At 71.4% G+C, this 25,047-nt stretch carries 21 protein-coding genes and 1 pseudogene; 11 read left to right on the forward strand and 11 right to left on the reverse strand.

Features of this window, described 5'->3' with window-relative positions:
* Positions 1–5: 5 nt before the first annotated feature.
* From STRAU_RS44445 to STRAU_RS17230, 4 genes and pseudogenes are all read right to left on the reverse strand, one after another.
* Positions 6–581: pseudogene (locus STRAU_RS44445) on the reverse strand (hypothetical protein); the annotation flags it as partial.
* A complete protein-coding gene (locus STRAU_RS17220; RefSeq protein ID WP_037660054.1) occupies positions 563–1,456 on the reverse strand; it encodes an ABC transporter ATP-binding protein in 894 nt (297 codons plus the stop codon). The gene STRAU_RS17220 and the pseudogene STRAU_RS44445, both read right to left, overlap by 19 nt.
* Before the next feature lie 181 nt (positions 1,457–1,637).
* Positions 1,638–3,020: an aspartate aminotransferase family protein gene (locus STRAU_RS17225; RefSeq protein WP_016641623.1), complete on the reverse strand. Its 1,383-nt coding sequence runs from the start codon at positions 3,018–3,020 to the stop codon at positions 1,638–1,640.
* Positions 3,005–3,514 carry an Lrp/AsnC family transcriptional regulator gene (locus STRAU_RS17230; protein ID WP_030567005.1) on the reverse strand — a complete coding sequence of 170 codons (510 nt, stop codon included), beginning with the start codon at positions 3,512–3,514 and terminating at the stop codon, positions 3,005–3,007. Before STRAU_RS17230 ends, STRAU_RS17225 begins: the two co-directional genes overlap by 16 nt.
* 208 nt (positions 3,515–3,722) lie before the next feature.
* Between STRAU_RS17230 and STRAU_RS17235 the strand changes: the two genes are divergently transcribed.
* The 3 genes from STRAU_RS17235 to STRAU_RS17245 all read left to right on the forward strand — a co-directional run bounded on the left by STRAU_RS17235 (position 3,723) and on the right by STRAU_RS17245 (position 9,550).
* Positions 3,723–5,162 (forward strand): gamma-aminobutyraldehyde dehydrogenase, encoded by a 1,440-nt coding sequence (locus tag STRAU_RS17235; protein ID WP_016641625.1) that lies wholly within the window; start codon positions 3,723–3,725, stop codon positions 5,160–5,162.
* Positions 5,163–5,437: 275 nt separating this feature from the next.
* The gene (locus STRAU_RS17240; protein ID WP_016641626.1) at positions 5,438–8,215 is read left to right on the forward strand and encodes a hypothetical protein; all 2,778 of its coding nucleotides are present in this window, start codon (positions 5,438–5,440) and stop codon (positions 8,213–8,215) included.
* A gap of 66 nt (positions 8,216–8,281) precedes the next feature.
* Positions 8,282–9,550 (forward strand): polyamine ABC transporter substrate-binding protein, encoded by a 1,269-nt coding sequence (locus STRAU_RS17245; RefSeq protein ID WP_397892072.1) that lies wholly within the window; start codon positions 8,282–8,284, stop codon positions 9,548–9,550.
* A gap of 54 nt (positions 9,551–9,604) precedes the next feature.
* Here the strand turns inward: STRAU_RS17245 and STRAU_RS17250 are convergent, their stop codons facing one another.
* Positions 9,605–10,219, reverse strand: coding sequence for a TetR/AcrR family transcriptional regulator (locus STRAU_RS17250; protein WP_016641628.1), 615 nt, complete (start codon positions 10,217–10,219; stop codon positions 9,605–9,607).
* Between the two features lie 199 nt (positions 10,220–10,418).
* On the opposite strand from STRAU_RS17250, the gene STRAU_RS17255 reads away from it, so the two are divergent.
* Positions 10,419–11,165, forward strand: a complete 747-nt coding sequence (locus STRAU_RS17255; protein WP_037660059.1) for an SDR family NAD(P)-dependent oxidoreductase — start codon at positions 10,419–10,421, stop codon at positions 11,163–11,165.
* 51 nt (positions 11,166–11,216) lie between these two features.
* Here STRAU_RS17255 and STRAU_RS17260 read toward each other — a convergent pair whose 3' ends face one another.
* Together STRAU_RS17260 and STRAU_RS17265 are read right to left on the reverse strand one after the other, a co-directional pair.
* A complete protein-coding gene (locus tag STRAU_RS17260) occupies positions 11,217–12,422 on the reverse strand; it encodes a serine hydrolase domain-containing protein (protein WP_016641630.1) in 1,206 nt (401 codons plus the stop codon).
* A gap of 179 nt (positions 12,423–12,601) precedes the next feature.
* On the reverse strand, positions 12,602–12,985 hold the full coding sequence (locus tag STRAU_RS17265) for a winged helix-turn-helix transcriptional regulator (protein ID WP_016641631.1): 384 nt from the start codon (positions 12,983–12,985) through the stop codon (positions 12,602–12,604).
* 113 nt (positions 12,986–13,098) lie between these two features.
* Here STRAU_RS17265 and STRAU_RS17270 point away from each other — a divergent pair, with 113 nt between their 5' ends.
* Positions 13,099–13,743: an NADPH-dependent F420 reductase gene (locus STRAU_RS17270; RefSeq protein WP_037660060.1), complete on the forward strand. Its 645-nt coding sequence runs from the start codon at positions 13,099–13,101 to the stop codon at positions 13,741–13,743.
* A gap of 45 nt (positions 13,744–13,788) precedes the next feature.
* Here the strand turns inward: STRAU_RS17270 and STRAU_RS17275 are convergent, their stop codons facing one another.
* The 4 genes from STRAU_RS17275 to STRAU_RS17290 all read right to left on the reverse strand — a co-directional run bounded on the left by STRAU_RS17275 (position 13,789) and on the right by STRAU_RS17290 (position 17,535).
* Complete coding sequence (locus STRAU_RS17275) at positions 13,789–14,601, reverse strand: SAM-dependent methyltransferase (RefSeq protein WP_016641633.1); 813 nt, start codon at positions 14,599–14,601, stop codon at positions 13,789–13,791.
* Positions 14,598–15,323: a glycerophosphodiester phosphodiesterase gene (locus tag STRAU_RS17280; RefSeq protein ID WP_037660075.1), complete on the reverse strand. Its 726-nt coding sequence runs from the start codon at positions 15,321–15,323 to the stop codon at positions 14,598–14,600. The genes STRAU_RS17275 and STRAU_RS17280 overlap by 4 nt, the downstream gene beginning before the upstream one ends.
* A gap of 80 nt (positions 15,324–15,403) precedes the next feature.
* Positions 15,404–16,540, reverse strand: a complete 1,137-nt coding sequence (locus tag STRAU_RS17285) for an adenosine deaminase (RefSeq protein WP_397892074.1) — start codon at positions 16,538–16,540, stop codon at positions 15,404–15,406.
* 410 nt (positions 16,541–16,950) lie between these two features.
* Complete coding sequence (locus STRAU_RS17290; RefSeq protein ID WP_016641636.1) at positions 16,951–17,535, reverse strand: NADAR family protein; 585 nt, start codon at positions 17,533–17,535, stop codon at positions 16,951–16,953.
* 207 nt (positions 17,536–17,742) lie between these two features.
* Here STRAU_RS17290 and STRAU_RS17295 point away from each other — a divergent pair, with 207 nt between their 5' ends.
* The 6 genes from STRAU_RS17295 (at position 17,743) to STRAU_RS17320 (ending at position 24,993) form a co-directional block, all read left to right on the forward strand.
* The gene (locus tag STRAU_RS17295; RefSeq protein WP_016641637.1) at positions 17,743–19,248 is read left to right on the forward strand and encodes a gamma-aminobutyraldehyde dehydrogenase; all 1,506 of its coding nucleotides are present in this window, start codon (positions 17,743–17,745) and stop codon (positions 19,246–19,248) included.
* 100 nt (positions 19,249–19,348) lie between these two features.
* Positions 19,349–20,593, forward strand: a complete 1,245-nt coding sequence (locus STRAU_RS17300; RefSeq protein WP_016641638.1) for a polyamine ABC transporter substrate-binding protein — start codon at positions 19,349–19,351, stop codon at positions 20,591–20,593.
* A 50-nt stretch (positions 20,594–20,643) separates the two neighbouring features.
* Complete coding sequence (locus tag STRAU_RS17305; RefSeq protein WP_016641639.1) at positions 20,644–21,807, forward strand: ABC transporter ATP-binding protein; 1,164 nt, start codon at positions 20,644–20,646, stop codon at positions 21,805–21,807.
* Positions 21,804–22,727, forward strand: coding sequence for an ABC transporter permease (locus STRAU_RS17310; protein ID WP_016641640.1), 924 nt, complete (start codon positions 21,804–21,806; stop codon positions 22,725–22,727). Before STRAU_RS17305 ends, STRAU_RS17310 begins: the two co-directional genes overlap by 4 nt.
* Positions 22,727–23,548 carry an ABC transporter permease gene (locus STRAU_RS17315; RefSeq protein ID WP_016641641.1) on the forward strand — a complete coding sequence of 274 codons (822 nt, stop codon included), beginning with the start codon at positions 22,727–22,729 and terminating at the stop codon, positions 23,546–23,548. The genes STRAU_RS17310 and STRAU_RS17315 overlap by 1 nt, the downstream gene beginning before the upstream one ends.
* A 23-nt stretch (positions 23,549–23,571) precedes the next feature.
* Positions 23,572–24,993, forward strand: coding sequence for an NAD(P)/FAD-dependent oxidoreductase (locus STRAU_RS17320; protein ID WP_037660063.1), 1,422 nt, complete (start codon positions 23,572–23,574; stop codon positions 24,991–24,993).
* Positions 24,994–25,047: the final 54 nt, after the last annotated feature.

Below are 25,047 nucleotides of genomic sequence, written 5' to 3' on the forward strand. Positions count from 1 at the left end.
ATCTAGGGCAGGCCGCCCGGCGCGGCGGCGGGGGGCGCGGGGTCGTCCGGCTCGGGCGCGGCGCCGGGCTTGAGGGGGCGCGGGCGCAGCACGACCGCGCTGGCGACGGACGCGGCGATGGGCACGAGCGCGAGCAGCGTCAGCACGGCGGCAAGCGGCAACGGCCGGTCGGCGGCGAGCAGTTCGGCCGCCGCGCCGTCGAACGGCAGGCCCGACAGGTCGCCGCGCAGGTGCAGGAAGAACAGCAGCGCCACCATGGAGCCGAGCGTGCAGGCCACGGCCGTGGTCATGGCGGAGATGACCATGAGCTGCCCCGGCCCGAGCCCGATGGCCGAGAGCCCGGGGCGCGGCTTGGTGCCGGGGTCGGTGCGGGCCACGGCGACCGCGAAGTAGACGGTGGCGGCGATGGGGGCGGCGCACCAGGCGAGCCGGAGCACGGAGCCGGTGGACGCCGGGTGGCTCATCGCGTACCCCAGGGTGCACAGGAGCAGGAAGCCGGTGCCGGCCGACGCGGCGGCGACCAGGAGTCTGCGCAGCTGGACCAGGGGGCGGGAGCCGCGGGCTAGACGGAGAGCGAGCACGCGGCCCGGCCTTCCGTGTCGGAGCCGTCAGCGCCTCCGGATCCCTCTGGGTCTCCGGGTCCCGCACCACTGCCGGAAGCCCCGGTGGACTCGGTGGCCCCGGAAGTCTCGGTGGCCTCGGCAGCCCCGTTGGCCGCTGCGGTCTCGGCGCCCCCGCCCGCCCCCGCGAGGGCCAGGTCGTCGCCCGGCAGGTGCACCGTGTGCACGCGTCGCCCGTCGAGGAGCGTCACCGTGCGGTCGGCGAGGCCGGCCACGTCCGCGTCGTGGGTGGCGAGGACGACGGTGATGCCGTGCGAGCGGGCCGCCGTCGTCAGCGTACGCAGGACGTGGGCGCGGTCGGCGCGGTGCAGCGGCGCGGTGGGCTCGTCGGCGAACAGGACGGACGGCGTGCAGGCCAGGGCGCGGGCGATGGCGACGCGTTGGCGCTCGGCCTGGGTGAGGGCGTGCGGGCGCTTGCGGGCGCAGCCGCCGATGTCGAGGCGCTCCAGCCACTCGTGGGCGGCGGTGCGCGCGGGGCGGCGGGCGCCGCCGCGCAGCATCAGGCCGAGCGCGGCGTTCTCCCAGGCGTTCAGCTCCGGCACCAGGCGGGGCTTGGGGTCGATCCAGCCGAAGCGGTCGCGGCGCAGGCGTTCGCGCACCAGCGGGCTCATGGTGTGCACGGGCGTGGAGTTGAACCACACCTCGCCCTTGTGGGGCAGGAGCTGGCCGGACAGGCAGCGCAGCAGCGTGGTCTTGCCGCTGCCGCGCGGGCCGCCGACGGCGAGGATCTCGCTCTCGCGGACACCGAGCGAGACACCGGTGAGTGCGGGGGAGCCATTGAGTGTGACGTGCAGGGCTCGTGCCCACAGCACGTCGTTGTCCGGCGGGGCCACCATGGCGTACACCTCGGTTCAGATCAGATTGCCTCCCCCGTACGGGGGAACGAAGGCTGGGCCGATCGGTCACTGGCACGCTAAGGATTCGGCGCCGGGCGCCGGACAAGGACGCGGCCCGGGTCCGCCCATCTCACTCGGATGGGCGCACCCGGGCCGGGTACGGCGGGCGTACGGCGGTGGATCAGATCTTGGACCAGGCCTCCGTCAGGACCTGCCGCACGATGCCCTCGATCTCGTCGAACGTCGACTGGTCCGCGATCAGCGGCGGCGACAGCTGGATGACCGGGTCACCGCGGTCGTCGGCGCGGCAGTACAGGCCGTACTCGAAGAGCTTCTTGGAGACGAAGCCGTAGAGCACGCGCTCCGACTCCTCGTCCGTGAAGGACTCCTTGGTGGCCTTGTCCTTGACGAGTTCGATGCCGTAGAAGAAGCCGTTGCCGCGGACGTCGCCCACTATCGGCAGGTCGTGCAGCTTCTGCAGGGTCGTCAGGAACGCCGACTCGTTGTCGAGCACGTGCTGGTTGAGGCCCTCGCGCTCGAAGATGTCGAGGTTGGCGAGGCCGACGGCGGCGGAGACCGGGTGGCCGCCGAAGGTGTAGCCGTGCAGGAAGGTGTTGTCGCCCTTGTAGAACGGCTCGGCGATGCGGTCCGAGATGATCGCGGCGCCGATCGGGGAGTAGCCCGAGGTCATGCCCTTGGCGCAGGTGATGATGTCGGGGACGTAGCCGAACTTGTCGCAGGCGAACATCGTGCCGAGGCGGCCGAAGGCGCAGATGACCTCGTCGGAGACGAGCAGCACGTCGTACTGGTCGCAGATCTCGCGGACCCGCTGGAAGTACCCGGGCGGCGGCGGGAAGCAGCCGCCCGCGTTCTGCACGGGCTCCAGGAAGACGGCGGCGACCGTCTCGGGGCCCTCGAAGAGGATCTCCTGCTCGATCTGGTCGGCGGCCCAGCGGCCGAATGCCTCGGGGTCGTCGCCGTGGATCGGGGCGCGGTAGATATTGGTGTTCGGGACCTTGTGGGCGCCGGGCACGAGCGGCTCGAACGGGGCCTTCAGGGCGGGGAGTCCGGTGATGGACAGGGCGCCCTGCGGGGTGCCGTGGTAGGCGACCGCGCGCGAGATGACCTTGTACTTCGTGTGGTTGCCGGTGAGCTTGTGGTACTGCTTCGCCAGCTTCCAGGCGGTCTCGACGGCTTCGCCGCCGCCGGTGGTGAAGAAGACCTTGTTCAGATCGCCGGGGGCGTGCTGGGCGAGACGTTCCGCCAGTTCCACGGCCTTGGGGTGGGCGTACGACCAGATGGGGAAGAAGGCGAGGTCGGCGGCCTGCTTGGCGGCGACTTCGGCGAGCTCCCGGCGGCCGTGTCCTGCCTGGACCACGAACAGGCCCGCGAGACCGTCGAGGTACTTCTTGCCCTTGTCGTCGTAGATGTAGGTCCCTTCGCCACGCACGATGGTGGGAACGGGCGCGTTCTCGTACGACGACATGCGGGTGAAGTGCATCCACAGGTGGTCGTACGCGGTTCGGCTGAGGTCCTTGGTGCTCACGGCTATCGGGTTCCCCACATGTAGGTCTGCTTCTTGAGCTTGAGGTAGACGAAGCTCTCGGTGGAGCGCACGCCGGGGAGCGCGCGGATCCGTTTGTTGATGACTTCGAGCAGGTGGTCGTCGTCCTCGCAGACGATCTCCACCAGGAGGTCGTGCGAGCCCGCGGTCATCACCACGTACTCCGCCTCCGGCATGGCGGCCACGGCGTCCGCGACCGGGTCCACGTCACCCTCGACGTCGATCCCGACCATCGCCTGGCGCCGGAAGCCCACGGTGAGCGGGTCCGTGACGGCGACGATCTGCATCACGCCCTGGTCGAGCAGCTTCTGCACCCGCTGCCGCACGGCCGCCTCGGAGAGGCCGACGGCCTTGCCGATGGCGGCATACGGACGGCGGCCGTCCTCCTGGAGCTGCTCGATGATCGCCAGGGAGACGGCGTCGACGGACGGATTCGTCCCGCCGCGGGAGCTGCTGGGGTCTGCGCTACGACTTGCCACGACTTCACTGTGCACGACGTCTCGTCTGTTCCGCAAGGCCGCAGCGATGAAATTCGTTGCTCAGGATGTCTCAGTTCACGGATTTCGCAGTTCTGGGCGGCTGGGTATGTTGAAAGCGTCGGTGTAGCGACTAGGGTGGGTGTCTCATCCACTGGACAGCCGGGCGACCGGCGGAAACATCCGGTGGAGACCAGTACACGGGCTTCTGACAGGAGGGCTGGAAGTGACCACCGAGCTGCGCCGTCTGCGCAACTACATCAACGGAGAATTCCGGGACGCGGCCGACGGACGGACCACCGAGGTGATCAATCCGGCGACCGGCGAGGCGTACGCGGTGGCACCGCTGTCCGGCCAGGCCGACGTCGACGCCGCCATGAAGGCCGCCGCCGACGCGTTCCCGGCCTGGCGCGACCTGGTGCCCGGCGAGCGGCAGAAGTACCTCCTCAAGATCGCCGACGCCTTCGAGGAGCGCGCCGAGGAACTCATCGCGGCCGAGGTCGAGAACACGGGCAAGCCGATCGGGCTCACGCGGTCCGAGGAGATCCCGCCGATGGTCGACCAGATCCGCTTCTTCGCGGGCGCGGCCCGGATGCTCGAAGGCCGCGCCGCCGGTGAGTACATGGAGGGTCTGACCTCCATCATCCGGCGCGAGCCGATCGGCGTCTGCGCGCAGGTCGCGCCGTGGAACTACCCCATGATGATGGGGGTGTGGAAGTTCGCCCCGGCGCTCGCCGCGGGCAACACGGTCGTCCTGAAGCCGTCCGACACCACCCCGGCGTCGACGGTCCTGATGGCCGAGATCATCGGCTCCATCGTGCCCGCGGGCGTCTTCAACGTCATCTGCGGCGACCGTGACACGGGCCGCGCGATGGTCGAGCACCCGACGCCCGCGATGGCCTCCATCACCGGCTCCGTGCGCGCCGGCATGCAGGTCGCCGAGTCCGCGTCCAAGGACCTCAAGCGGGTGCACCTGGAGCTCGGCGGCAAGGCGCCCGTCGTGGTCTTCGAGGACACCGACATCGCCAAGGCCGTCGAGGACATCTCGGTCGCGGGCTTCTTCAACGCGGGCCAGGACTGTACGGCCGCCACGCGCGTGCTCGTGCACGAGTCCATCCACGACGAGTTCGTGACGGCGCTCGCGAAGGCCGCCGCCGACACGAAGACCGGGCAGCCGGACGACGAGGACGTGCTGTTCGGCCCCCTCAACAACGCCAACCAGCTCGCGCAGGTCTCCGGCTTCATCGACCGGCTGCCCGCGCACGCCAAGGTCGAGGCGGGCGGCCAACGCGTCGGCGAGAAGGGCTACTTCTACGCCCCGACCGTCGTATCCGGCCTCAAGCAGGACGACGAGATCATCCAGAAGGAGGTCTTCGGCCCCGTCATCACCGTGCAGTCCTTCACGGACGAGGCCGAGGCCATCGCGCACGCGAACGGCGTCGAGTACGCCCTCGCCTCCTCGGTGTGGACCAAGGACCACGCCCGCGCGATGCGGCTCTCCAAGGCGCTGGACTTCGGCTGCGTGTGGATCAACACCCACATCCCGCTGGTCGCGGAGATGCCGCACGGCGGCTTCAAGAAGTCCGGCTACGGCAAGGACCTCTCGTCGTACGGCTTCGACGACTACACGCGCATCAAGCACGTCATGACGTCGATCGACGGTTAGGGCCTGTCCGATGGGTCGGCGTGGAGCAAGGAGCGGCGTCTGGTGCCAGACGCCGCGACGCCGCGCCGACCCATCGGACAGGCCCTAGGGCGGGACGCGCCCCACGGAAGCGCCTTCGGCGCTTAATTGAGATGCTCGGCCCCGCCGCCCCCGCGTACCGTTGAGTACGCGGGGGCGGCTCCCGTTGTGTGCTTCCTTCTCCCCTCTTCTGCAAAAAGATCCGTAGCGCACACACTCTCCGCCCCCGCTCTTCTGCACTACGGGGGTGTGACCTGATGACGACGGCCGACGATCTGACGGGGCTGCTGCTGCGGCGCAGGCAGAGCGTGTACGTTCCCTCCGGTGCCGGACAGTCCGCGGTGACCGAAGCCGCCGTGGTCGTCCTCGAAGCCGAACTCGCCGATCGCGGGCACCTGTTGACCGCCCCGCTGCGCCAGGCGCTGGCCGCGTTGTCTGCCCAGGACCTCGCCGCGACCGGGCGGAAACTGCTCGCCGACGTCGACGCCCTGATGGGCTCCGACCGCACGCACGCGCCGCTGTTCCGGCGGTTCCCCGACGAGATCCCCTACCAGCACGCGTACGACCGCTACACCTCCCTCGTCGTCGCCCACCTCGCCGCCCAGCCGCACCAGCCCTGCATGAACTGCGCGGGCACCAAGGCGCGGGTGCGCGCTCTCTCGCCCTGCGCGCACCTGGTGTGCGACGACTGCCACGGCAAGGAGCGGGACTTCGGCTGCTGCGACGAGTGCTGTGTTTGGTACGCCTGCCCGGTCTGCGAGACGCGCTACGCGACGGAGGGGCCCACCGATCCGTGGATCGACACCGGAGCCGTGACCGCTGATGACAGCGGCGAGATCCTGCGCGCCCTGCGCCTGGGCGCACCCGGCGACGAGGCCGCCGAACTCGCGGCGCTGCTGGCCCGCCGCACCCCGCTGAACCCGCAGGACCACGACGACCTGGTGCTGCTGCTCGGGTACGCCCACGCGCGCGACACGCGGGCGGCGGGCGAGCGGCGCGGTGCCTGGCTGCCGCCGGAGATCCCGCTGCGCGAGAGCAAGGCCCTGGCTCTCGCGCCCTGCCTGGACGACCCGGTGACACGCCCGCTCGTCGGCCGGTACGCGGACACGGCCACCGATGTGCTGCGGCTCCTCGTCGTACGCTCCGGTGGCGACCCCGACCTGCTCGAACTGCCGCGGCTGCGCGGGCTCTCCCGCCCCGCGCGGCGTGAACTGCTCGCGCTGCTCGGCACGTTCGACCTGCGGCACCTGTGCGAGGACTTCGCCCGGTACCCGGGTGCCTGGAAGCGCGTCGGCGAGATCCTGCATCCCTTCGAGGGAGCCGCGGGGGCCGGGCGGCACGCGCGCGTGGCGCTCGCCTTCGCCGTGCTGCGCGGCACCCGGCTCGACGGCCTCGGCGACCCGGCGCTCATGGACGTCCTGCTCACGGAGGCCGCCCGGCACGACGACATCCGCCTGGACGGGGACCGCCTGCGGCACACCGGCTGGCAGAGCCGCGTCGAGTCGGCGCTCGCCCGCTGGGACACCACGGCCGCCGCCGCCCTGCTGCGCGCCCGCCCCGGCGAACTGCTGCGCCGCCTCGACGTGTTGCTGGCCCGCACGGGCGAAGCCATGCTGCCGGAACCGGTCGCCGAGGCGCTGGCCCACGCCCTGCCCCGGGCGGGCGCGGGGGCGCTGCTCGGCGCGTACGGCCGGATGAAGGTGCGCGCGGTTCCCGGCGGCCGCCGTGTCTTCTTCCCGCGCGGGCGCGTCACGAAGGCCTACGCCGTCGATGACCAGCGGCCGCCGCTGCCGCCCCGGGTGGCGTCGCGGGCCGCGGAGCTCATCGAGGCGGAGGCGGTGCGGCGGCTTGAGGCGGGGGTGGGCCCTCGCGGGGTGCGCCCCAGTCCCGCCCCTTCCAGTCCCGCCCCTTCCCGTAACCAGGGGCTGCCGCCCCTGGACCCCCCCTATCGGCCTGAACGGCCTCGTCCTCAAACGCCGGACGGGCTGGAACCCGACCGTGTGCCGTACGACATCGCCCTGCTCGACGCCGGCCTCGCCGATCTGCCCGTGCCCTTCGCCGAGCGGGCCTCCGCCGCCTCGCTCGTCTCCGTGCCGCGCGGCAGCTCGCTGGCCATGCCCGGCGACAGCGAGCACGTCCGCCTCTTCCTGCACTGGATGCAGCCCAAGGGCGTGCGGGTCGACCTCGACCTGTCCGTCGCCCTGTACGACGACGCGTGGCGGTTCGTCGGGCTGTGCGACTACACCCAGCTGGAGTACGCAGGCGGCGCCGCCCTGCATTCGGGCGACCTGACCTCGGCGCCCGCCCCGCACGGCGCCACCGAGTACCTGGACCTGGACCTGCCGCGGCTCGCCAAGGCGGGGGTGCGCTTCGTCGTGCCCGCCGTCCTGTCGTACAACGACGTGCCCTTCGACCAACTCCCGGACGCCTTCGCGGGGTTCATGGCCGTGAGCGGGGAGCGGAGGGATCGGGCGGTCTTCGATCCGCGTGCCGTCCGGCAGCGCTTCGACCTCGCGGGCGAGGCCGCGCTGCGCGTACCGATGATCGTGGACCTGCGCTCGCGCCGCGCCTGGTGGGCCGACCTCACGCTCGCCACGGGCGAGGGCAACCACGACGTCTGGCGCTACCGCGAGGTGCTCGGCCGCGCCGGGCACGACCTGGTCGACACCTTCGAGCCCGGCGGCCGGGCCACGCTCTGGGACCTGGCCTGCTGGACGGCGGCGGCCCGCACCGACGGCGACGTCCTGGTGCGCGGGCGCGGCCACGTGCTCTGGGGCTACCGCCGCGAGCCCGACGAGCCGCGCGCCGACTTCGCCGTGCGCGTCCGGGACGCGTGGGAGCCCGATGTGCTGTGCGCGGAACCGGAGTTGGCGGGACGGCATGCCTTCGTCGCCCTGGTGCACGGCGATCTGGCGGAGGCGGGGCGCGTCGCGTCCGGCACGGCGTACCGGCTCTTCCCCGGGCCGCTCGACGAGGCACCGCTGACGCGCGTGACGGCGTCCGACCTGGCGGGGTGGCTGGAACCGGCCCGCTGAGGTCCCGAGCCGCTGCGGCCCGACAGCATGTCGCCCCGCACCACCCCCGCCCCGACGCACCGTCCATTGCCCGGCCCCCACGGCCCCGTGCATGCTGCCGAGGTGCGAGCGAACCCGAGAGCAGTGCGAGCGAACCCCGCAGGCCCCGCCTCCGCCCCGGTGTCCCGCCGGGCCCTGCTGCGGACCCTCGGCGGCGGTGCCACCGCCGCCGCGGTGGCCGCGCTCGCCACCGGCTGCGGGGTGCCCGCCGCGTACATCGCGCCGGACGAACGCGGCGCCGCCGACCGCTCGCGCACCGACCGGAAGCTGGCCTTCGCCAACTGGCCGCTCTACATCGACACCGACGACAAGAACAAGACGAGGCGGCCCACTCTCGACGCCTTCGAGAAGCGCACCGGCATCGACGTGCGCTACACGGAGGAGATCAACGACAACGACGAGTTCTTCGGCAAGATAAGCCCCTCCCTGATGAACCATCAGGAGACCGGCCGCGACCTCATCGTCATCAGCGACTGGATGTGCGCCCGCTTCGTCCGCCTCGGCTGGGTCCAGGAGATGGACCGCGCCCGCCAGCCGAACGTCACCAAGCACCTCGACCCGCTGCTGCGCTCGCCGCACTTCGACCGGGGCCGCAAGTTCACCGTGCCCTGGCAGTCCGGCATCACCGGCATCGCGTACAACAAGAAGCGCCTCGGCCGCGAGATCAAGCACGTGTCGGACCTCTGGGCGGACGACCTCAAGGGCCGCGTCACCCTGCTGTCCGGCCTCGACGAGGCGTTCGGGCTGCTGATGCAGGGCGACGGCGTCGACATCACCCAGTGGACGGCGGACGACTTCCACCGCATGTGCGACCGGGTCGAGAAGCTCGTCGACAGCCACCACGTCCGCCGCTTCACCGGCAACGACTACATCAAGGACCTCTCCAGCGGCGACGTCCTCGCCTGCCAGGCGTACAGCGGCGACGTCATCCAGCTCCAGGCCGACGACCCGGACATCGAGTTCGTCGTCCCGGAGGAGGGCGCGGAGCTGTGGGCCGAGTCCCTGATGGTCCCGAACCTCGCCCGCCACAAGCTCAACGCCGAGCGCCTGATCGACTACTACTACGAGCCCGAGGTCGCCGCCGAGCTGGCCGCCTGGGTCAACTACGTCTGCCCCGTGCCCGCCGCCCGCGACATCCTTGCCTCCTCCAAGGACGAGGAACTGGCGGCGCTCGCCGAGGACCCGCTGATCTTCCCGGACGACGCGATGCGCAAGCGGCTCGTGATCGCGCGGGACATCACCTCCGGGGAGCGCACGGAGTTCGCGAAGCGGTGGAACTCCCTGGCGGGTCTGTAGTTCCGCGGCCGGGCCGCGGCACGGCAGTTCCGTGACCGGGCCGCGGCCCGGCGGTCACTCCGGAGGCGGCGCGGCCACCACGTCCCACGCCGCCATCGCCCGGTCCACCGTCTTGTCCAGGTCCGCGCGGGTCGCCCCGTCGCGGGCCTGCACCGACATGCCCTGGATGACCGTGGTGTAGAAGGCGGCCATCGCCTCCGTGTCCGTGCGGGCGGGGAGTTCGCCCTCCTCGACGCCCCGCTCCAGGCGGCGGGCCATCAGCTCCGCGCCCGCCTTCCGCTGTGTCGCCAGGTGCTCCTGGACGGGGGCGTTGGCCGGGGAGCAGTTCGTCGCGGCCAGCACGATCATGCAGCCGCTCGGGCTGTCGCCGGCCACGTACGTGCGCGCGTTCTCACGCAGTACGGCCTCCACCGCGGCCCGCGCGGACGGGAGTTCGGTCAGCGCGCGGGTCATCGGCGCGCCCTCCGTGGCGCCGTACAGCGCGATCGCCTCCCGGAACAGCTTCTCCTTGGAGCCGAACGCGGCGTACAGGCTGGGCGACGCGATGCCCATCGCGGAGGTGAGGTCCGTCATCGACGTGGCCTCGTAGCCCTGCTTCCAGAACACCTCCATGGCCCGGCGCAGCGCCGTGTCCCGGTCGAACGCCCGGGGTCGTCCGCGTGCCGTCACGGCTCCCACCTCCCTGCTCCCGTGCTCGTCGAATTTCTGTAGTGAACGACAAATATAGGTCTTGACGTGCGGGCGCGCTCGTGTGACTGTTTCTGTGCCGATCGACACAGAAATAGATCGCCGACACGGAATCCGTCGTCGGCACAGGTGTCGATCGGCGCATCACCGACGTACGTACGCGAGAGATGTGGGGCTGGGCATGACGGAACTCCTGGGCAAGGCCGCGCTGGTGACGGGCGGCAGCAGGGGGATCGGGGCGGCGATCGTGCGGCGCCTGGCGCGGGACGGGGCCGATGTGGCGTTCACCTATGTGAGCCCGGCGGGGAAGGCGAAGGCCCAGGCCGTCGTCGCCGAGGTGGAGGCGGCCGGCCGGCGGGCGCTGGCCATCGAGGCCGACGCGGCGGACGCGGACGCGGTGCGGGAGGCCGTGGCGCGGGCGGCGGCCGGGCTGGGGCGGCTCGACATCCTGGTCAACAACGCGGGGGTGTACCCGCACGGGCCGTTCGAGGAGGTCACGCTGGCGGAGCTGGACCGCACCCTCGCGATCCACGCGCGCGCCGCGTTCCTCGCCGGGCAGGCCGCGCTGGCGCATCTGCCCGAGGGCGGGCGCATCGTGAGCATCGGCAGCAACCTGGTGCATCGGGTGCCGTTCCCCGGCATCGTCCTGTACTCGATGAGCAAGTCCGCGCTGAGCGGCTTCACCAAGGCCCTCGCCCGCGAGCTCGGCCCCCGCGGCATCACCGTCAACGCCGTGCACCCCGGCTCCACGGACACGGACATGAACCCGGCCGACGGCGACGCGGCCGATTTCCAGCGCGGCCTGTCCGCCCTCGGCCGCTTCTCGGGCGCCGACGACATCGCCGCGACGGTGGCCCACCTGGTGGGTCCGGGCGGGCGCACCATCACGGGCGCGGAGTTCACGGTGGACGGCGGGACGAACGCGTAGGCCCGGCGGGCGCTCGGTCGCCGCGGACTCCGCGCCCGTACGGGCGGGCGCTCAGCCGCGGACCTTGAGCGCCGCCTCGACGATGCGCTGGGCGACCGGGTTCATGTTCTCGCCCTTGGCGTCGGTGGAGTTCACGGAGTACACGAGGACGGTGTCCAGGTTCCGGGTGGCGGCCATGACCGAGCTGTAGCCGTGCCGGCTGCCGGTCTTCAGCCAGACGACCCGCCCGTCCGGCGCGGCGAACCGCACCAGTCCCGCGCTCATCGTGGCGCCCTCGATGCCGGCGGGCACCGTGAACATCTCCTCCAGCTGCGGCTTCGGCACGATCCTGCCCTTGAACAGCGCGACGGTCAGCCGCTCCAGGTCGGCCGTCGTGGAGATCATGTCGCCGCCCGCGAAGCGGTCCCGCTGGTTCCATTCGGTGACGTCGACCAGCCGCGTCCCGCCGTCGGGCTCCCGCACGGTCTGGTAGCCGCGGTTGTGCGGGCCGTGGATGCGGGGGTCCGTGCCGGGGAAGGAGGAATGCCGCATGCCCGCGCGCTTGAGGACGCGCCGCGTGGCCTCACTCTCGTACGTACGCCCCGTGACCTTCTCGATCAACAGCCCGAGAAGCGTGTAGTTGATGCCCAGGTACTCCTGCTTGACGCCCGGGGCGTACGCGGGTCCCTTCGCGATCGACGTGGCGGCGACCTCCTGCGGGGTGAGCGTCTCGAAGCGGTTCGCGTACAGCTCCGCGAAGTCCTTGCCGAGGGCGCGGCCCGGCTTCAACCCGCCGGTGTGGTTGAGGAGTTGGCGTACGGAGATGGGCTTGGCGAACGCGTCGGCGTTGCGGGCGAACAGGTCCGGCAGATAGCGCTGCACGGGCGCGTCGAGGTCGACCTCGCCCTCGGCCGCGAGCTGCAGCACGACGGCCGCCGTCACCACCTTCGTGGTGGACCCGGCCCGGAATCGCCCGTCCGGGTCGGCATCGCGCCCCGACGCCAGGTCCCGAACCCCCGAACTGCCGCGCCACGCACCGTTCTTTCCCGCCACCCGCACCAGGGCGGCGGTCGCGTCGGCGTCGGGCAGCCCGGCGATGGCGGCTCGCAGTGCCTTGGCGTCGGGCCGGGAGCCGTGCGCGGTGCCTGCGGAGGCCGCCCCCGGCGCGGTCGAATCGGCGAGGGCGGGGGCGGTCGCGGCGGCGGTGAGACCGAGAACGACGACGGCGGCGACCGCGGCGGAACGACGACGGGCACGGGCATGGACGCGTGCGGGCATGGGCTGCTCCAGGATGGGTGGGCCGGTGGTCCGGGTGGGCGGGGGATTCGAGTCCCATCCTGCGCGGCGGGGCGCGGGCGCCGGATCATCACTGGGGAGGGGGCGCCCCCTGAGGCGGCCCCGGCATCAACTCACGTATGGATCAGGGTGGCTGAGGGCTGATCCCCTAAGGGGCGACGTCAGGAGGCCGCCTCTGTCGCATCCGCCTCGTCCTGCGCCGCGAGCACCTCGTCCCCGTGCTCGTAGGCCCACGCCCCGAACGCCTCGATCGGGCCGAGCAAAGTGCGCCCCAGCACGGTGAGCCCGTACTCGACGCGGGGCGGCGACTCGGCGTACGCCCGCCGGACCACGAGCCCGTTGTATTCCAGCCGCCGCAGCGTCTCCGTGAGGATCTTGGGGCTGATGCCGCCGATGCGCCCCCGCAGCTCACGCGGGCGCAGCGGCCCGTGCCGCAGGGCCCACAGCGCCACGGCGTTCCAGGTGTTGGCGAGCAGATCGAACGCGAGCCGGGCCCGGCAGTCGGCGAGGAGGTCGGTGGGTTCGTGGGTGGTCATGTGGTGCATGGTGCCGGACGCGTCGCCGCCGTGACTTACCAATTGGTGCCCGAGCGGCTTCCTACTGTCGTTCCGTACCGGCCACGGGGTCGGGTGACTGGACGGAACGGTGAGGAACGGGCATGCGGATAGGGATTCTTGGCGCCGGGAACATGGCCGACGCGTTGGGCGCGCAGTGGGTGCGGGCCGGGCACGAGGTGTGGGTCGGTGGGCGGGACGAGGGGCGGGCGGCCGTGTTGGCCGGGCGGATCGGTGCGGTGGGGCACGGCTCGTTGCGGGCGGCGGCCGAGTTCGGGGACGGTGCGGTGTTGAACGCGCTGCCGTACGCGGCGGGGATCGGTGTGGTCGGCGGGCTTGAAGGCGCCCTGCGCGGGCGGGTGGTGGTGGACTGCGGCAATCCGGTGGGGGCGGGCTTCGCGCTGCTGACGGAGGGCGGTCCTTCCGCCGCCGAGCGGCTCGCCGCCGCCGCGCCCGGCGCCCGCGTGGTGAAGGCGTTCAACCTCTGCCACGAGAGCGTGTGGCGCCTCGCGCCGCCCGTGTTCGACGGGCGGCGGCTCGCGGTGCCGGTGTGCGGCGACGACGAGGCCGCGCTGGGCGTCGTACGGGAACTGGTGCGGGACATCGGGTGTGTCCCGTACGACGCGGGCGGGCTCGGGCGGGCGGGTCTGGTGGAGGCCACGGCCGCGCTGCTGATCGGGCTGTGGGTGGGCGCGGGCGTGGACGCGCAGGCGATGGTGCCGCCGGTGGGGCAGGTGGGGCATGGGTGACGCCCGGGTCCGGCCCGCGCCGGGCCGGACCCGGCCGTCCCGGGGCTACGGTTTACGGGCCACCGCGCCGAACTGGGGGACCGGGGCCGCCTCCGGGTACCGCCAGCGGGCGCAGGATTCGATGCCCGGTTCCAGGAGTTCCAGGCCCTCCATGAAGGACAGGAACTCCGCGCGGGTGCGGCCGGTGATCGGGGGTGTCGCGTTGGCGTTCCAGAAGTCCATGGCCGGCTGGTTGCCCGCGCCGCCGACGTCGGCGTCCAGGGTGGGGTGGGTCAGGACCAGGTAACTGCCGGACGGCACCGCGTCCATGAGGGTCCGTACGATCGAACGGGCCTCGCCCGTGTCCGGGACGAAGTTGAGGATGCCGAGCAGCATCACGGCGACCGGCCGCTCGAAGTCGAGGGTGTCGGCGGCGGCGCGGAGGATCCGCCGCGGGTCGCGGGCGTCCGCGTCGATGTACGCGGTCGAGCCCTCGGGCGAGCTGGTGAGCAGGGCGTGGGCGTGGGTCAGGACGATCGGGTCGTTGTCGACGTACACGACCCGGGCCTCGGGCGCGAGGCGCTGCGCCACCTCGTGGGTGTTGTCGCCGGTGGGCAGGCCGGTGCCGATGTCCAGCAGCTGGCGGATGTCGGCGTCTTCGACGAGATGGGCGACGGCCCGGCCCAGGAACGCGCGGTCCGCGCGGGCCACTTCGCCGATGCCGGGGAACATCTCGACGACCTGCTCGCCGACCACGCGGTCCACCGGGTAGTTGTCCTTGCCGCCCAGCCAGTAGTTCCAGACACGGGCGTTGTGCGCCACGTCGGTGCGTATCCGCCCGTTGGTGTCGGCGTTGCCGCCGGTGCCTTCTGCGCTCACTCGTGAGGTTCCTTCCCCGTCTCCAAGCGGTGCCGCCGTGGCTGCCGGGACAGCTCGGCGGCGAGTGCGTCCACGCGGTTGGTGGTGATCGAGTCCACCCCGTGGGAGATGAGCTTACGCATGGTTCGGCGGGTGTCGGCGGTCCACGCGGAGATCAGCAGACCGTCGGCGTGCACCCGGTCCACCAGCTCCCGACTGACAAGCCCGAAGCGGTAGTTGAGCCAGCGCGGGCCGATCGCGGCGAGCAGCGCGGGGCGTGGCGGGGCGAGGGACTTCCAGGTGAGGGAGATCTCCGCGGCCGGGTCCGCGGCGCGCACGGCGAGCATCGCGGCGGGGCCCGCGCAGTAGTACGCCCGGTCGGCGGCCCCGCAGTCCGCGATCACGCCGACGACGGTGCGTACCGACTCCGGGGTCGCCCCCGGCAGGTCCACGAGGACGCGGTGTCCCGCCGTCTCCTTGAGGGCCGCTTCGAGGGTGGGCACGCCGCCGCCGGTCAGCCCGCGCAGCTCGTCCGCGGACAGCGCGGCGAGCGGCCGCTCGTGCTCCCAGAGCCGTTCGAGGCTCGCGTCGTGCAGCAGCACGGGTACGTCGTCACGGGTCAGGCGGACGTCGATCTCGACCGCGTCCGCGCCCCGGTCGAGCGCCGAGCGCAGGGAGGGGAGGGTGTTCTCGCGGACGCGGTAGGGGTCGCCTCGGTGGGCCACGGCAGTCACGGTGCGCATGGGCCCCATTGTGGCCGGGGGCGGCCCGGAGGCGCGGGTCTCCGGGCCGCCGGTGGCTCAGGAGGCTTGCCCGAGCCTGGTCAGGAGGCCGGCCAGGTCTCCGTGTACGCGTCGATCTCCGCCTTGACGCGCTCCTTGCCGGCCGCGTCCAGGAAGGACGCCTCGACGGCGTTCTTCGCGAGGCCGGCGATGCCGCGCTCGTCGAGGCCGAGGAGGCGGGCGGCGACGGCGTACTCGTTGTTGAGGTCCGTGCCGAACATCGGCGGGTCGTCGGAATTGATCGTGACGGTGACGCCCGCGTCCACGAACTGCTTGATCGGGTGCTCGTCGAGCGTCCGGACCGCGCGGGTCGCGATGTTGGAGGTGGGGCAGACCTCCAGGGGGATGCGGTGCTCGGCGAGGTGCGCGAGGAGCTTCGGGTCCTGGGCGGAGCTGGTGCCGTGGCCGATGCGCTCGGCGCGCAGGTGCGTGAGCGCGTCCCAGACCGTCTCCGGGCCGGTGGTCTCGCCCGCGTGCGGCACCGAGCGCAGGCCCGCGGCGATGGCGCGGTCGAAGTACGGCTTGAACTGCGGGCGCGGTACGCCGATTTCGGGGCCGCCGAGGCCGAAGGACACCAGGCCCTCCGGGCGGATGCCGTCCGTCGTGGCAAGGCGGACCGTCTCCTCGGCCGCCTCCAGGCCCGCCTCGCCGGGGATGTCGAAGCACCAGCGCAGTACGACGCCGAGCTCGGCCTCGGCGGACTTGCGGGCGTCCTCGATGGCGGCCATGAAGGCGCGCTCCTCGATGCCGCGGCGGGTGGAGGAGAAGGGGGTGATCGTGAGCTCGGCGTAGCGGACGTTCTGGCGGGCCAGTTCGCGGGCCACCTCGAAGGTGAGGAGCTGGACGTCGTCCGGGGTGCGGATGAGGTCGACCACGGAGAGGTAGACCTGCACGAAGTGCGCGAAGTCCGTGAACGTGAAGTAGTCCGCCAGGGCCTCTATGTCCGTGGGGACCTTGGAGTCGGGGTGGCGGGCGGCCAGGGCCGAGACGATGCGGGGGGAGGCGGAGCCGACGTGGTGGACGTGGAGTTCGGCCTTGGGCAGGCCCGCGATGAACGTCTGCGTCTGCGTGTCCGCCTGCGCCTGCGCGGCGGGCGGTGTGAGGTGGTCGGTCATGGGTTCCTCCCCGGGAACACGGTGTGATCGGCTGATCGGTCGACCCCAAGGGGCCGGGGTCATCGTAGGACGGGGTCCCCGGGGGCTCCCCGGGCGGGCCACACCGTGACGGCGCCGCCGACCTGGGGGTGCCCTTCCCCCTACGTCACGGCCCCGCCGGCCTGGGCTGTGCCCACCCGTTCCGCCACCCGTTCCGCCCTGCGGAACGCCTGCCCACAGCGGGAGCTGGGCTGTGCCTGCCCGTTCCGCCCTGCGGAACACCGGCCCACAGCAAGGGGGGGAAGTAGCCGATCAACTCACCCACCCCGTCGACGCCGGACAAGAAGCCGTGGCACCGGAAGCTCGGCCCGCCCCGGCCGTTCCGGTGGCGGGCGCCCCGGCTCCGGCCCGGAGCCGGATGTGGCAGTAAATGGGCGGGCGGGTGGGGCGGGTGGGAGATATCCGCCGCGAAGCGGCGGGAAAGGGCAAAACCGTCAACGCAACCGCTCCCGCGCGGACATCAACGCGAAGCCCAGAAGATTCAGCCCCCGCCACCCCGCGGGATCCCCGATGCGCGGATCCTCGGCGGCGAGCCCGACCCCCCACACGGGGTCGACGGGACTCGCCTCGACCAGCACCCGATCCCCCGTACCGACGAGGTAGGCAAGAAGCGCCTCGTCCGAGGAGAACTTGCGCACGGAACCCTCGACGACGACCCGGAACCGCTCCCGCGCCCACACCGCCTCGTCGAACCCCCGCACAAGCCGCCCCGCCCGCTTCGCCTCGGCAGGCGTCCGGGCCGCGAGCACGGCCCGCTCGGCGTCCGCGTCCCCGAAGAGGCGGGCCTTCTCGGCCATCATCCAGTGCTCGGCCGTGGCGTACTCGACGCCGTCGGACGTGAACGGCGAGGGCCACCACTGGCTGAAACAGCTCGCCCCGAGCGTGCCGTCCCGGCGCGGGGCGTGCCCCCAGAAGTACAGATACTCCAGCCGCTGCCCGGCCCGCGCCGCGGCCAGCAATGACTCCACCGAGCGAATCCCCGCCGTGTCCGCCCCCGCGGTCCCCACCTCGTCGTTCATGCACGCCACCCTGGCACGCACCACTGACATTCCGTCCCCCAATTTCCAGGCCGACTCGACACCTGGTCGACAGATTCCGTCGCGTAACCAAAAGGCAACAACGGAATCACTTGCTGCACCATCGACCCCCTGTCAGGATCGGCACTCAAATCGATCTGGAACTACGCCGGCCCTCTCGGGACGGGGCGGCCGGCGGAGGAGAGCGTCATGCACACATTCCAGGCGCGGGACCGTTTCGCGGACGGCGCCCAGTACATCGCGGGACGCCTCACCCAGGGCACCTCAGGACGCACCCACGCGGTGGTGGATCCGGCCACGGGCGACGAGGTCCTCACCTATGAGCTGGCGGGCCCGAAGGACGTGGACGCCGCCGTCGCCGCCGCCGCGAGCGCGTACGACGGCTGGTCGGCCGCGAGCCCCGGTGAGCGCTCCGACGCCATGCACCGCTTCGCCGCGGAACTCTCCGCCCGCGCCGAGGACCTCGCGCAGGCCGAGTCCCTGCAGTGCGGCAAACCGATCAAGCTGAGCCGCGAGTTCGACGTACCGGGCACCATCGACAACACCGCCTTCTTCGCGGGCGCGGCCCGGCACCTGGCGGGCCAGTCCGCGGGGGAGTACGACGGCGGTGACCACACCTCGTACGTACGCCGCGAACCGATCGGCGTCGTCGGCTCCATCGCGCCCTGGAACTATCCGCTCCAGATGGCCGCCTGGAAGGTGCTCCCGGCGATCGCGGCGGGCAACACCATCGTCCTGAAGCCGTCCGAGCTGACGCCGTTCACCTCGCTGATGTTCGCGCAGGCCGCCACGGCCGCCGGGATCCCTGACGGTGTGGTCAACATCGTCACGGGGGCGGGCCAGGACGCCGGTGAGCACCTCGTCGGGCACCCCGACGTCGTCATGACGTCCTTCACCGGCTCGACCGGCGTCGGCAAGCGCGTCGCCGAGATCGCCACCGCCACCGTCAAGCGGCTGCACCTGGAGCTCGGCGGCAAGGCGCCCTTCGTCGTGTTCGACGACGCCGACCTGGAGGCCGCCGTGCACGGCGCCGTCGCGGGCGCCCTCATCAACAGCGGCCAGGACTGCACGGCCGCCACGCGCGCGTACGTACAGCGGCCGCTGTACGACGCCTTCGTGGCGGGCGTCGCCGACCTGATGGCGACCGTGCGGCTCGGTGACCCCTTCGACCCGGCCACCGACCTCGGCCCGCTCATCTCGCACACGCACCGCGACCGCGTCGCCGCCTTCGTCGACCGGGCCCGCTCCTACGCGCGTGTGGTGACGGGAGGCGAGGCACTCGACCACCCCGGCGCGTACTACAGGCCCACCCTCATCGCCGACGCCGCGCAGGACAGCGAGGCCGTGCAGGCGGAGATCTTCGGCCCGGTGCTCGTCGTGCTGCCCTTCGACTCCGACGCCGACGGCATCCGGCTCGCCAACGACACCCCCTACGGGCTCGCCGCCTCCGCCTGGACGCGGGACGTCTTCCGCGCCAACCGCGCCACCCGCGAGATCAAGGCCGGCTGCGTGTGGGTCAACGACCACATCCCGATCCTCAGCGAGATGCCGCACGGCGGATACAAGGCGTCCGGCTACGGCAAGGACATGTCCGCCTACTCCTTCGAGGAGTACACCCAGATCAAGCACGTCATGTTCGACAACACCGCGGTGGCCAGGAAGGACTGGCACCGCACGATCTTCGGGGACCGATAGCCGGACCGTGGAATACGCGGAAGCGGGCGCCGCGCGACCGGCGGCGCCCGCCCGCCCACGGCGCCCGCCCGCCCACCCTCCCGAAAGGGCCATAAAGCGCATGGAGCAGTACGAGCCCGAAAGCCTCTCCCCGGCCCAACTGGCCGCCATGCACCGCGGTATGAGGAGCGGCCGGGCCGCGCTCACCCGCCGTTCGCTGCTGCGCGCCTCCGGCGGCGGCGTGCTCGCCGCGGGCGGGCTCGGGGCCCTGAGCGCGTGCGGCATCCCCGCGGCAGGCAAGGGCGAGGGCGGCATCGCCGCCGACGACCGCTCGGACAAGGAGAAGCGCCTGAACTTCTCCAACTGGACCGAGTACATGGACGTCGACAAGAAGAAGCGGCGCCCGACCCTCGACGCGTTCACCGAACGCACCGGGATCGAGGTCAAGTACACCGAGGACATCAACGACAACAACGAGTTCTTCGGGAAGATCAAACCGCAGCTGGCAGCAGGGCAGGACACAGGCCGTGACCTGATCTGCGTCACGGACTGGCTCGCCGCCCGGCTGATCCGCTTCGGCTGGGTGCAGAAGCTCGACCCGGCCCAGCTGCCGCACGCCTACGCCAACCTGTCCGCCCAGTTCCGCTCGCCCGACTGGGACCCCGGGCGCGCCTACTCGTACCCCTGGACGGGCATCTCCACCGTCATCGCGTACAACAAGAAGGCGACCGACGGGGAGAAGATCACGTCGGTGTCGCAGCTCCTCGACGAGCCGAAGCTCAAGGGGCGGGTGGGGTTCCTGTCCGAGATGCGCGACTCCATGGGAATGGTGCTGCTCGACCTCGGCAAGGACCCCGCGAAGTTCTCCGACGACGACTTCGACGCGGCCGTCGCGCGCCTTCAGAAGGCCGTCGACAAGAAGCAGATCCGCCGCTTCACCGGCAACGACTACACCGCCGACCTCGACAAGGGCGACCTCGCCGCGTGTGTGGCCTGGGCCGGTGACGTCGTCCAGCTCAAACTCTCCAACCCCGACATCGAGTTCGCCATCCCGGACAGCGGCTATCTGACCTCGACGGACAATCTCCTGATCCCCAACAAGGCGCGCCACAAGCGCAACGCCGAGCGGCTCATCGACTACTACTTCGAGCCCGGGCCCGCGGCCCGTCTCGCCGCCTACATCAACTATGTGTGCCCGGTGGACGGCGTCCGCGGCGAGCTGGCGAAGATCGATCCCGAGGCCGCGGAGAATCCGCTGATCATCCCTGACAAGGCCATGGCCGCGAAGTCCCACGCGTTCCGTTCGCTCACCCCGAAGGAAGAGGCCGCGTACGAGGGGAAGTTCGCGAAGCTCACCGGTTCCTGACGCCCGCCCTGCCCACAGCGGTAACACCTCGACCTCCTCTGGACGCCAACATGACGACTGCCAAAGAACCCAAAGAGCACGGCGGCGACGTACGCCTCAGCGGTATCAGCAAGACCTACGGCTCCTTCACCGCCGTACACCCGCTCGATCTCACCGTGCCCCAGGGCTCGTTCTTCGCGCTGCTCGGCGCCTCCGGCTGCGGCAAGACCACCACGCTGCGCATGATCGCCGGCCTGGAGGAGCCCAGCACCGGCACCGTGTGCCTCGGCGAGCAGGACGTCACCGCGCTGCCGCCGTACAAGCGGCCGGTGAACACGGTCTTCCAGTCGTACGCGCTCTTCCCGCACCTCGACATCTTCGAGAACGTCGCCTTCGGCCTGCGCCGGCGCGGCATCAAGTCCGTGAAGCAGCAGGTCGGCGACATGCTCGACCTGGTCCAGCTCGGCGAGCAGGCCCGCAAGAAGCCGCACCAGCTCTCCGGCGGCCAGCAGCAGCGCGTCGCCGTGGCCCGCGCGCTGATCAACCACCCCAAGGTGCTCCTCCTCGACGAGCCCCTCGGCGCCCTCGACCTCAAGCTGCGCCGCCAGATGCAGCTCGAACTCAAGCGCATCCAGACCGAGGTCGGCATCACCTTCGTGCACGTCACCCACGACCAGGAGGAGGCCATGACGATGGCCGACACCGTGGCCGTGATGAACGGCGGCCGCGTCGAGCAGCAGGGCGCCCCCGCCGATCTGTACGAGAACCCGCGCACCACGTTCGTCGCCAACTTCCTCGGCACGTCGAACTTCATCGAGGCCGAGGTGGCGTCGGTGAGCGGCGACGACGTCTTCCTGAAGGCGGGCGGCGGGAAGCTGACGCTCCCCAAGGCGCGATGTACGGCGCCCGCCACCACCGGCGGCACGGTGCTCGTCGGCGTACGCCCGGAGAAGATCTCGCTCACGCACGCCGACGACGCGGGCGCGATCCCCGAGGGCCGCAACCGCATCACCGGCCGCATCGCCGACTCCAGCTTCATCGGCGTCTCCACGCAGTACGTCGTCAACAGCCCCGTCTGCGCCGCCTTCGAGGTGTACGCGCAGAACATCGAGCGCGACGCCCGCCTGGTACCGGGCGCGGACGTCGTCCTGCACTGGAACCCGGCGCACACCTTCGGCCTGGACGCGGACCAGGACGCCGACGCGGGCGTGGAGAAGGTCGAGGAGGACGCGTGACCGCTCTCACCAAGGCCCCGCCGCAAGAGGAGCCCGAAGCACCGCCGAAGCCCCGCAGGCGCGGCCGCCTCGTCCCCTACTGGCTGCTGCTCCCCGGCATCCTCTGGCTGCTCGTCTTCTTCGCGCTGCCGCTCGTCTACCAGGCATCGACGTCCGTACAGACCGGCTCCCTCGAAGAGGGCTACAAGGTCACCTGGCACTTCGCCACCTACTGGGACGCGCTCGGCGACTACTGGCCGCAGTTCCTGCGTTCCGTCATGTACGCGGGCGCCGCGACGATCCTGTGCCTGCTGCTCGGCTACCCGCTGGCCTACCTCATCGCGTTCCGCGCGGGCCGCTGGCGCAATCTGATCCTCGTCCTCGTCATAGCGCCGTTCTTCACCAGCTTCCTCATCCGTACGCTGGCGTGGAAGACGATCCTCGCCGACGGCGGCCCGGTCGTCGGCGCCCTGAACAGCCTGCACATCCTGGACGTCACCAGCTGGCTCGGCGCCACCGACGGCGACCGCGTCCTGGCCACCCCGCTCGCGGTGATCTGCGGACTGACGTACAACTTCCTGCCGTTCATGATCCTGCCGCTCTACACCTCGCTGGAGCGCATCGACAGCAGGCTGCACGAGGCCGCCGGCGACCTCTACGCCAGGCCGTCCACCACCTTCCGCAAGGTGACGTTCCCGCTGTCCATGCCGGGCGTGGTCTCCGGCACGCTGCTCACCTTCATCCCGGCGGCGGGCGACTACGTCAACGCCGACCTGCTCGGCTCCACCGACACCCGCATGGTCGGCAACGTCATCCAGACGCAGTTCCTGCGCATTCTGGATTACCCGACGGCGGCCGCGCTCTCCTTCATCCTGATGGCCGCGATCCTGTTCATGGTGACGTTCTACATCCGCAAGTCGGGGACGGAGGATCTCGTCTGATGGCCGTCTTCTCTGTGTTCTCCTCGCTCTTCCGCTGGCTGCGCAGGAATCTCGTCGTCCTCGCCGGACTCGTCACGCTCGCCTATCTCCTGCTCCCCAACGTCATCGTCACGGTCTTCTCCTTCAACAAGCCGAAGGGCCGTTTCAATTACTCCTGGCAGGAGTTCTCGACGGACGCCTGGAAGGACCCCTGCGGCGTCGCCGACATGTGCGGCTCGCTGTCGCTGAGCCTGCAGATCGCGTTCTGGGCGACGCTCGGCGCGACCGTGCTCGGCACGATGATCGCCTTCGCGCTCGTGCGCTACCGCTTCCGGGCGCGCGGCGCCGTGAACTCGCTGATCTTCCTGCCGATGGCGATGCCCGAGGTGGTCATGGCCGCCTCGCTGCTCACGCTGTTCCTCAACATGGGCGCCCAGTTGGGCTTCTGGACCGTCCTCATCGCGCACATCATGTTCTGCCTGAGCTTCGTCGTGACGGCCGTGAAGGCACGCGTGATGTCCATGGACCCGCGCCTGGAGCAGGCCGCCCAGGACCTCTACGCCGGTCCGGTGCAGACGTTCCTGCGGGTCACCCTGCCGATCGCGGCCCCCGGGATCGCCGCGGGCGCGCTGCTCGCCTTCGCGCTGTCCTTCGACGATTTCATCATCACGAACTTCAACGCCGGATCGACTGTGACATTCCCCATGTTCGTCTGGGGATCCGCGCAGCGGGGCACGCCCGTTCAAATCAATGTGATCGGTACGGCGATGTTCCTGATTGCGGTCCTTCTCGTCGTGGCAGGAATGCTCATCGGAAAGCGCCGCGCCAAGAAATCTCTTTAGGATCTCTGAAGGAGTTGGAAATCATGGCCCCTGGCGCCATGACCCGCCGCTGGACCAAGTCTCTCGCCGAAGCCAAGCCGGTCCCGTTCTGGCTCGACGACCCCGGCAAGCCCGACCCCGAACCCGCCCTGGTCGGCGACGAGCGCTGTGACCTGCTCGTCGTCGGCGGTGGCTACAGCGGCCTGTGGACCGCCCTGATCGCCAAGGAGCGCGACCCCGGCCGTGACGTCGTCCTCGTCGAGGGCCGCGAGATCGGCTGGGCCGCCTCCGGCCGCAACGGCGGCTTCTGCGCCGCCTCCCTCACCCACGGCGTGCCCAACGGCCTCGCGCGCTGGCCGAAGGAGATCGCGAAGCTGGAGGAGCTCGGCGCCCGCAACCTCGACGAGATCGAGGCCGCCGTCGCCCGCTACGGCATCGACTGCGACTTCGAGCGCACCGGCGAGATCGACGTCGCAACGCAGCCCCACCAACTCGCCGAACTCCACGAGATGTACGAGGAGATGGACGCCCTCGGCCTCACCGGCGGCGCCGAGCTGCTCGACGAGGACGAGCTGCGCAAGCAGGTGAACTCGCCCACCTTCCTCGGCGGTTTCTACGACCGCGACGGCGTCGCCATGCTGCACCCGGCGAAGCTCGCCTGGGGCCTCAAGCGCGCCTGCCGCGACCTGGGCGTGCGGGTCTACGAACACACCCCGGCCCTCCAACTCGCCTCACCCGGCGCGGGCATGGCGATCCGCACGCCCTACGGCCGGGTCTACGCCCGCCAGGTCGCCCTCGGCACGAACGTCTTCCCGTCCCTGGTCAAGCGCGTGCGCCCGTACACCGTCCCGGTGTACGACTACGCCCTCATGACCGAGCCCCTGACCGCCGACCAGCTCGCCGCCATCGGCTGGCAGAACCGCCAGGGCCTCGGCGACGCGGCGAACCAGTTCCACTACTTCCGGCTCTCGGCGGACAACCGCATCCTGTGGGGCGGGTACGACGCGATCTACCCCTTCGGCGGCAAGGTGCGCGCCGAGTACGACCACCGCCCCGAGACGTACGCCAAGCTCGCCGGGCACTTCTTCACCTGCTTCCCGCAGCTGGAGGGGGTGCGCTTCACCCATGCCTGGGGCGGCGCGATCGACACGTGCTCGCGCTTCTCGGCGTTCTTCGGCACGGCGTACGGGGAGCGGGTCGCGTACGCCGCCGGGTACACGGGCCTCGGTGTCGGCGCCACCCGGTTCGGCGCCGACGTGATGCTCGACCTGCTCGCGGGCGAGCGCACGGAGCGCACCGAGCTGGAGATGGTCCGCTCCAAGCCGCTGCCGTTCCCGCCCGAGCCGTTCGCCTGGGCCGGAGTGACGCTCACCAAGTGGGGGCTCGCGCGGGCCGACGAGAACGGCGGCCGGAGGAACGTCTGGCTGCGGGCGATGGACAAGGTGGGGCTCGGCTTCGACAGTTGACGCGGCGTCGCCAGTTGACGCGGCATCGACGGCCGACGCGACATCGGCATGACG

The sequence above is a fragment of the Streptomyces aurantiacus JA 4570 genome (genome assembly GCF_000414115.1).
GTDB lineage: Bacteria > Actinomycetota > Actinomycetes > Streptomycetales > Streptomycetaceae > Streptomyces > Streptomyces aurantiacus_A.

What these genes read in the sequence shown, in the direction of transcription:
- STRAU_RS17220 (WP_037660054.1), bottom strand. Translation starts at nt 1,456, where the DNA reads ATGGTGGCCCCGCCGGACAACGACGTGCTGTGGGCACGAGCCCTGCAC.
- STRAU_RS17240 (WP_016641626.1), top strand. Translation starts at nt 5,438, where the DNA reads ATGACGACGGCCGACGATCTGACGGGGCTGCTGCTGCGGCGCAGGCAG.
- STRAU_RS17255 (WP_037660059.1), top strand. Translation starts at nt 10,419, where the DNA reads ATGACGGAACTCCTGGGCAAGGCCGCGCTGGTGACGGGCGGCAGCAGG.
- STRAU_RS17260 (WP_016641630.1), bottom strand. Translation starts at nt 12,422, where the DNA reads ATGCCCGCACGCGTCCATGCCCGTGCCCGTCGTCGTTCCGCCGCGGTC.
- STRAU_RS17265 (WP_016641631.1), bottom strand. Translation starts at nt 12,985, where the DNA reads ATGCACCACATGACCACCCACGAACCCACCGACCTCCTCGCCGACTGC.
- STRAU_RS17270 (WP_037660060.1), top strand. Translation starts at nt 13,099, where the DNA reads ATGCGGATAGGGATTCTTGGCGCCGGGAACATGGCCGACGCGTTGGGC.
- STRAU_RS17280 (WP_037660075.1), bottom strand. Translation starts at nt 15,323, where the DNA reads ATGCGCACCGTGACTGCCGTGGCCCACCGAGGCGACCCCTACCGCGTC.
- STRAU_RS17285 (WP_397892074.1), bottom strand. Translation starts at nt 16,540, where the DNA reads ATGACCCCGGCCCCTTGGGGTCGACCGATCAGCCGATCACACCGTGTT.
- STRAU_RS17290 (WP_016641636.1), bottom strand. Translation starts at nt 17,535, where the DNA reads ATGAACGACGAGGTGGGGACCGCGGGGGCGGACACGGCGGGGATTCGC.
- STRAU_RS17295 (WP_016641637.1), top strand. Translation starts at nt 17,743, where the DNA reads ATGCACACATTCCAGGCGCGGGACCGTTTCGCGGACGGCGCCCAGTAC.
- STRAU_RS17300 (WP_016641638.1), top strand. Translation starts at nt 19,349, where the DNA reads ATGGAGCAGTACGAGCCCGAAAGCCTCTCCCCGGCCCAACTGGCCGCC.
- STRAU_RS17305 (WP_016641639.1), top strand. Translation starts at nt 20,644, where the DNA reads ATGACGACTGCCAAAGAACCCAAAGAGCACGGCGGCGACGTACGCCTC.
- STRAU_RS17315 (WP_016641641.1), top strand. Translation starts at nt 22,727, where the DNA reads ATGGCCGTCTTCTCTGTGTTCTCCTCGCTCTTCCGCTGGCTGCGCAGG.
- STRAU_RS17320 (WP_037660063.1), top strand. Translation starts at nt 23,572, where the DNA reads ATGGCCCCTGGCGCCATGACCCGCCGCTGGACCAAGTCTCTCGCCGAA.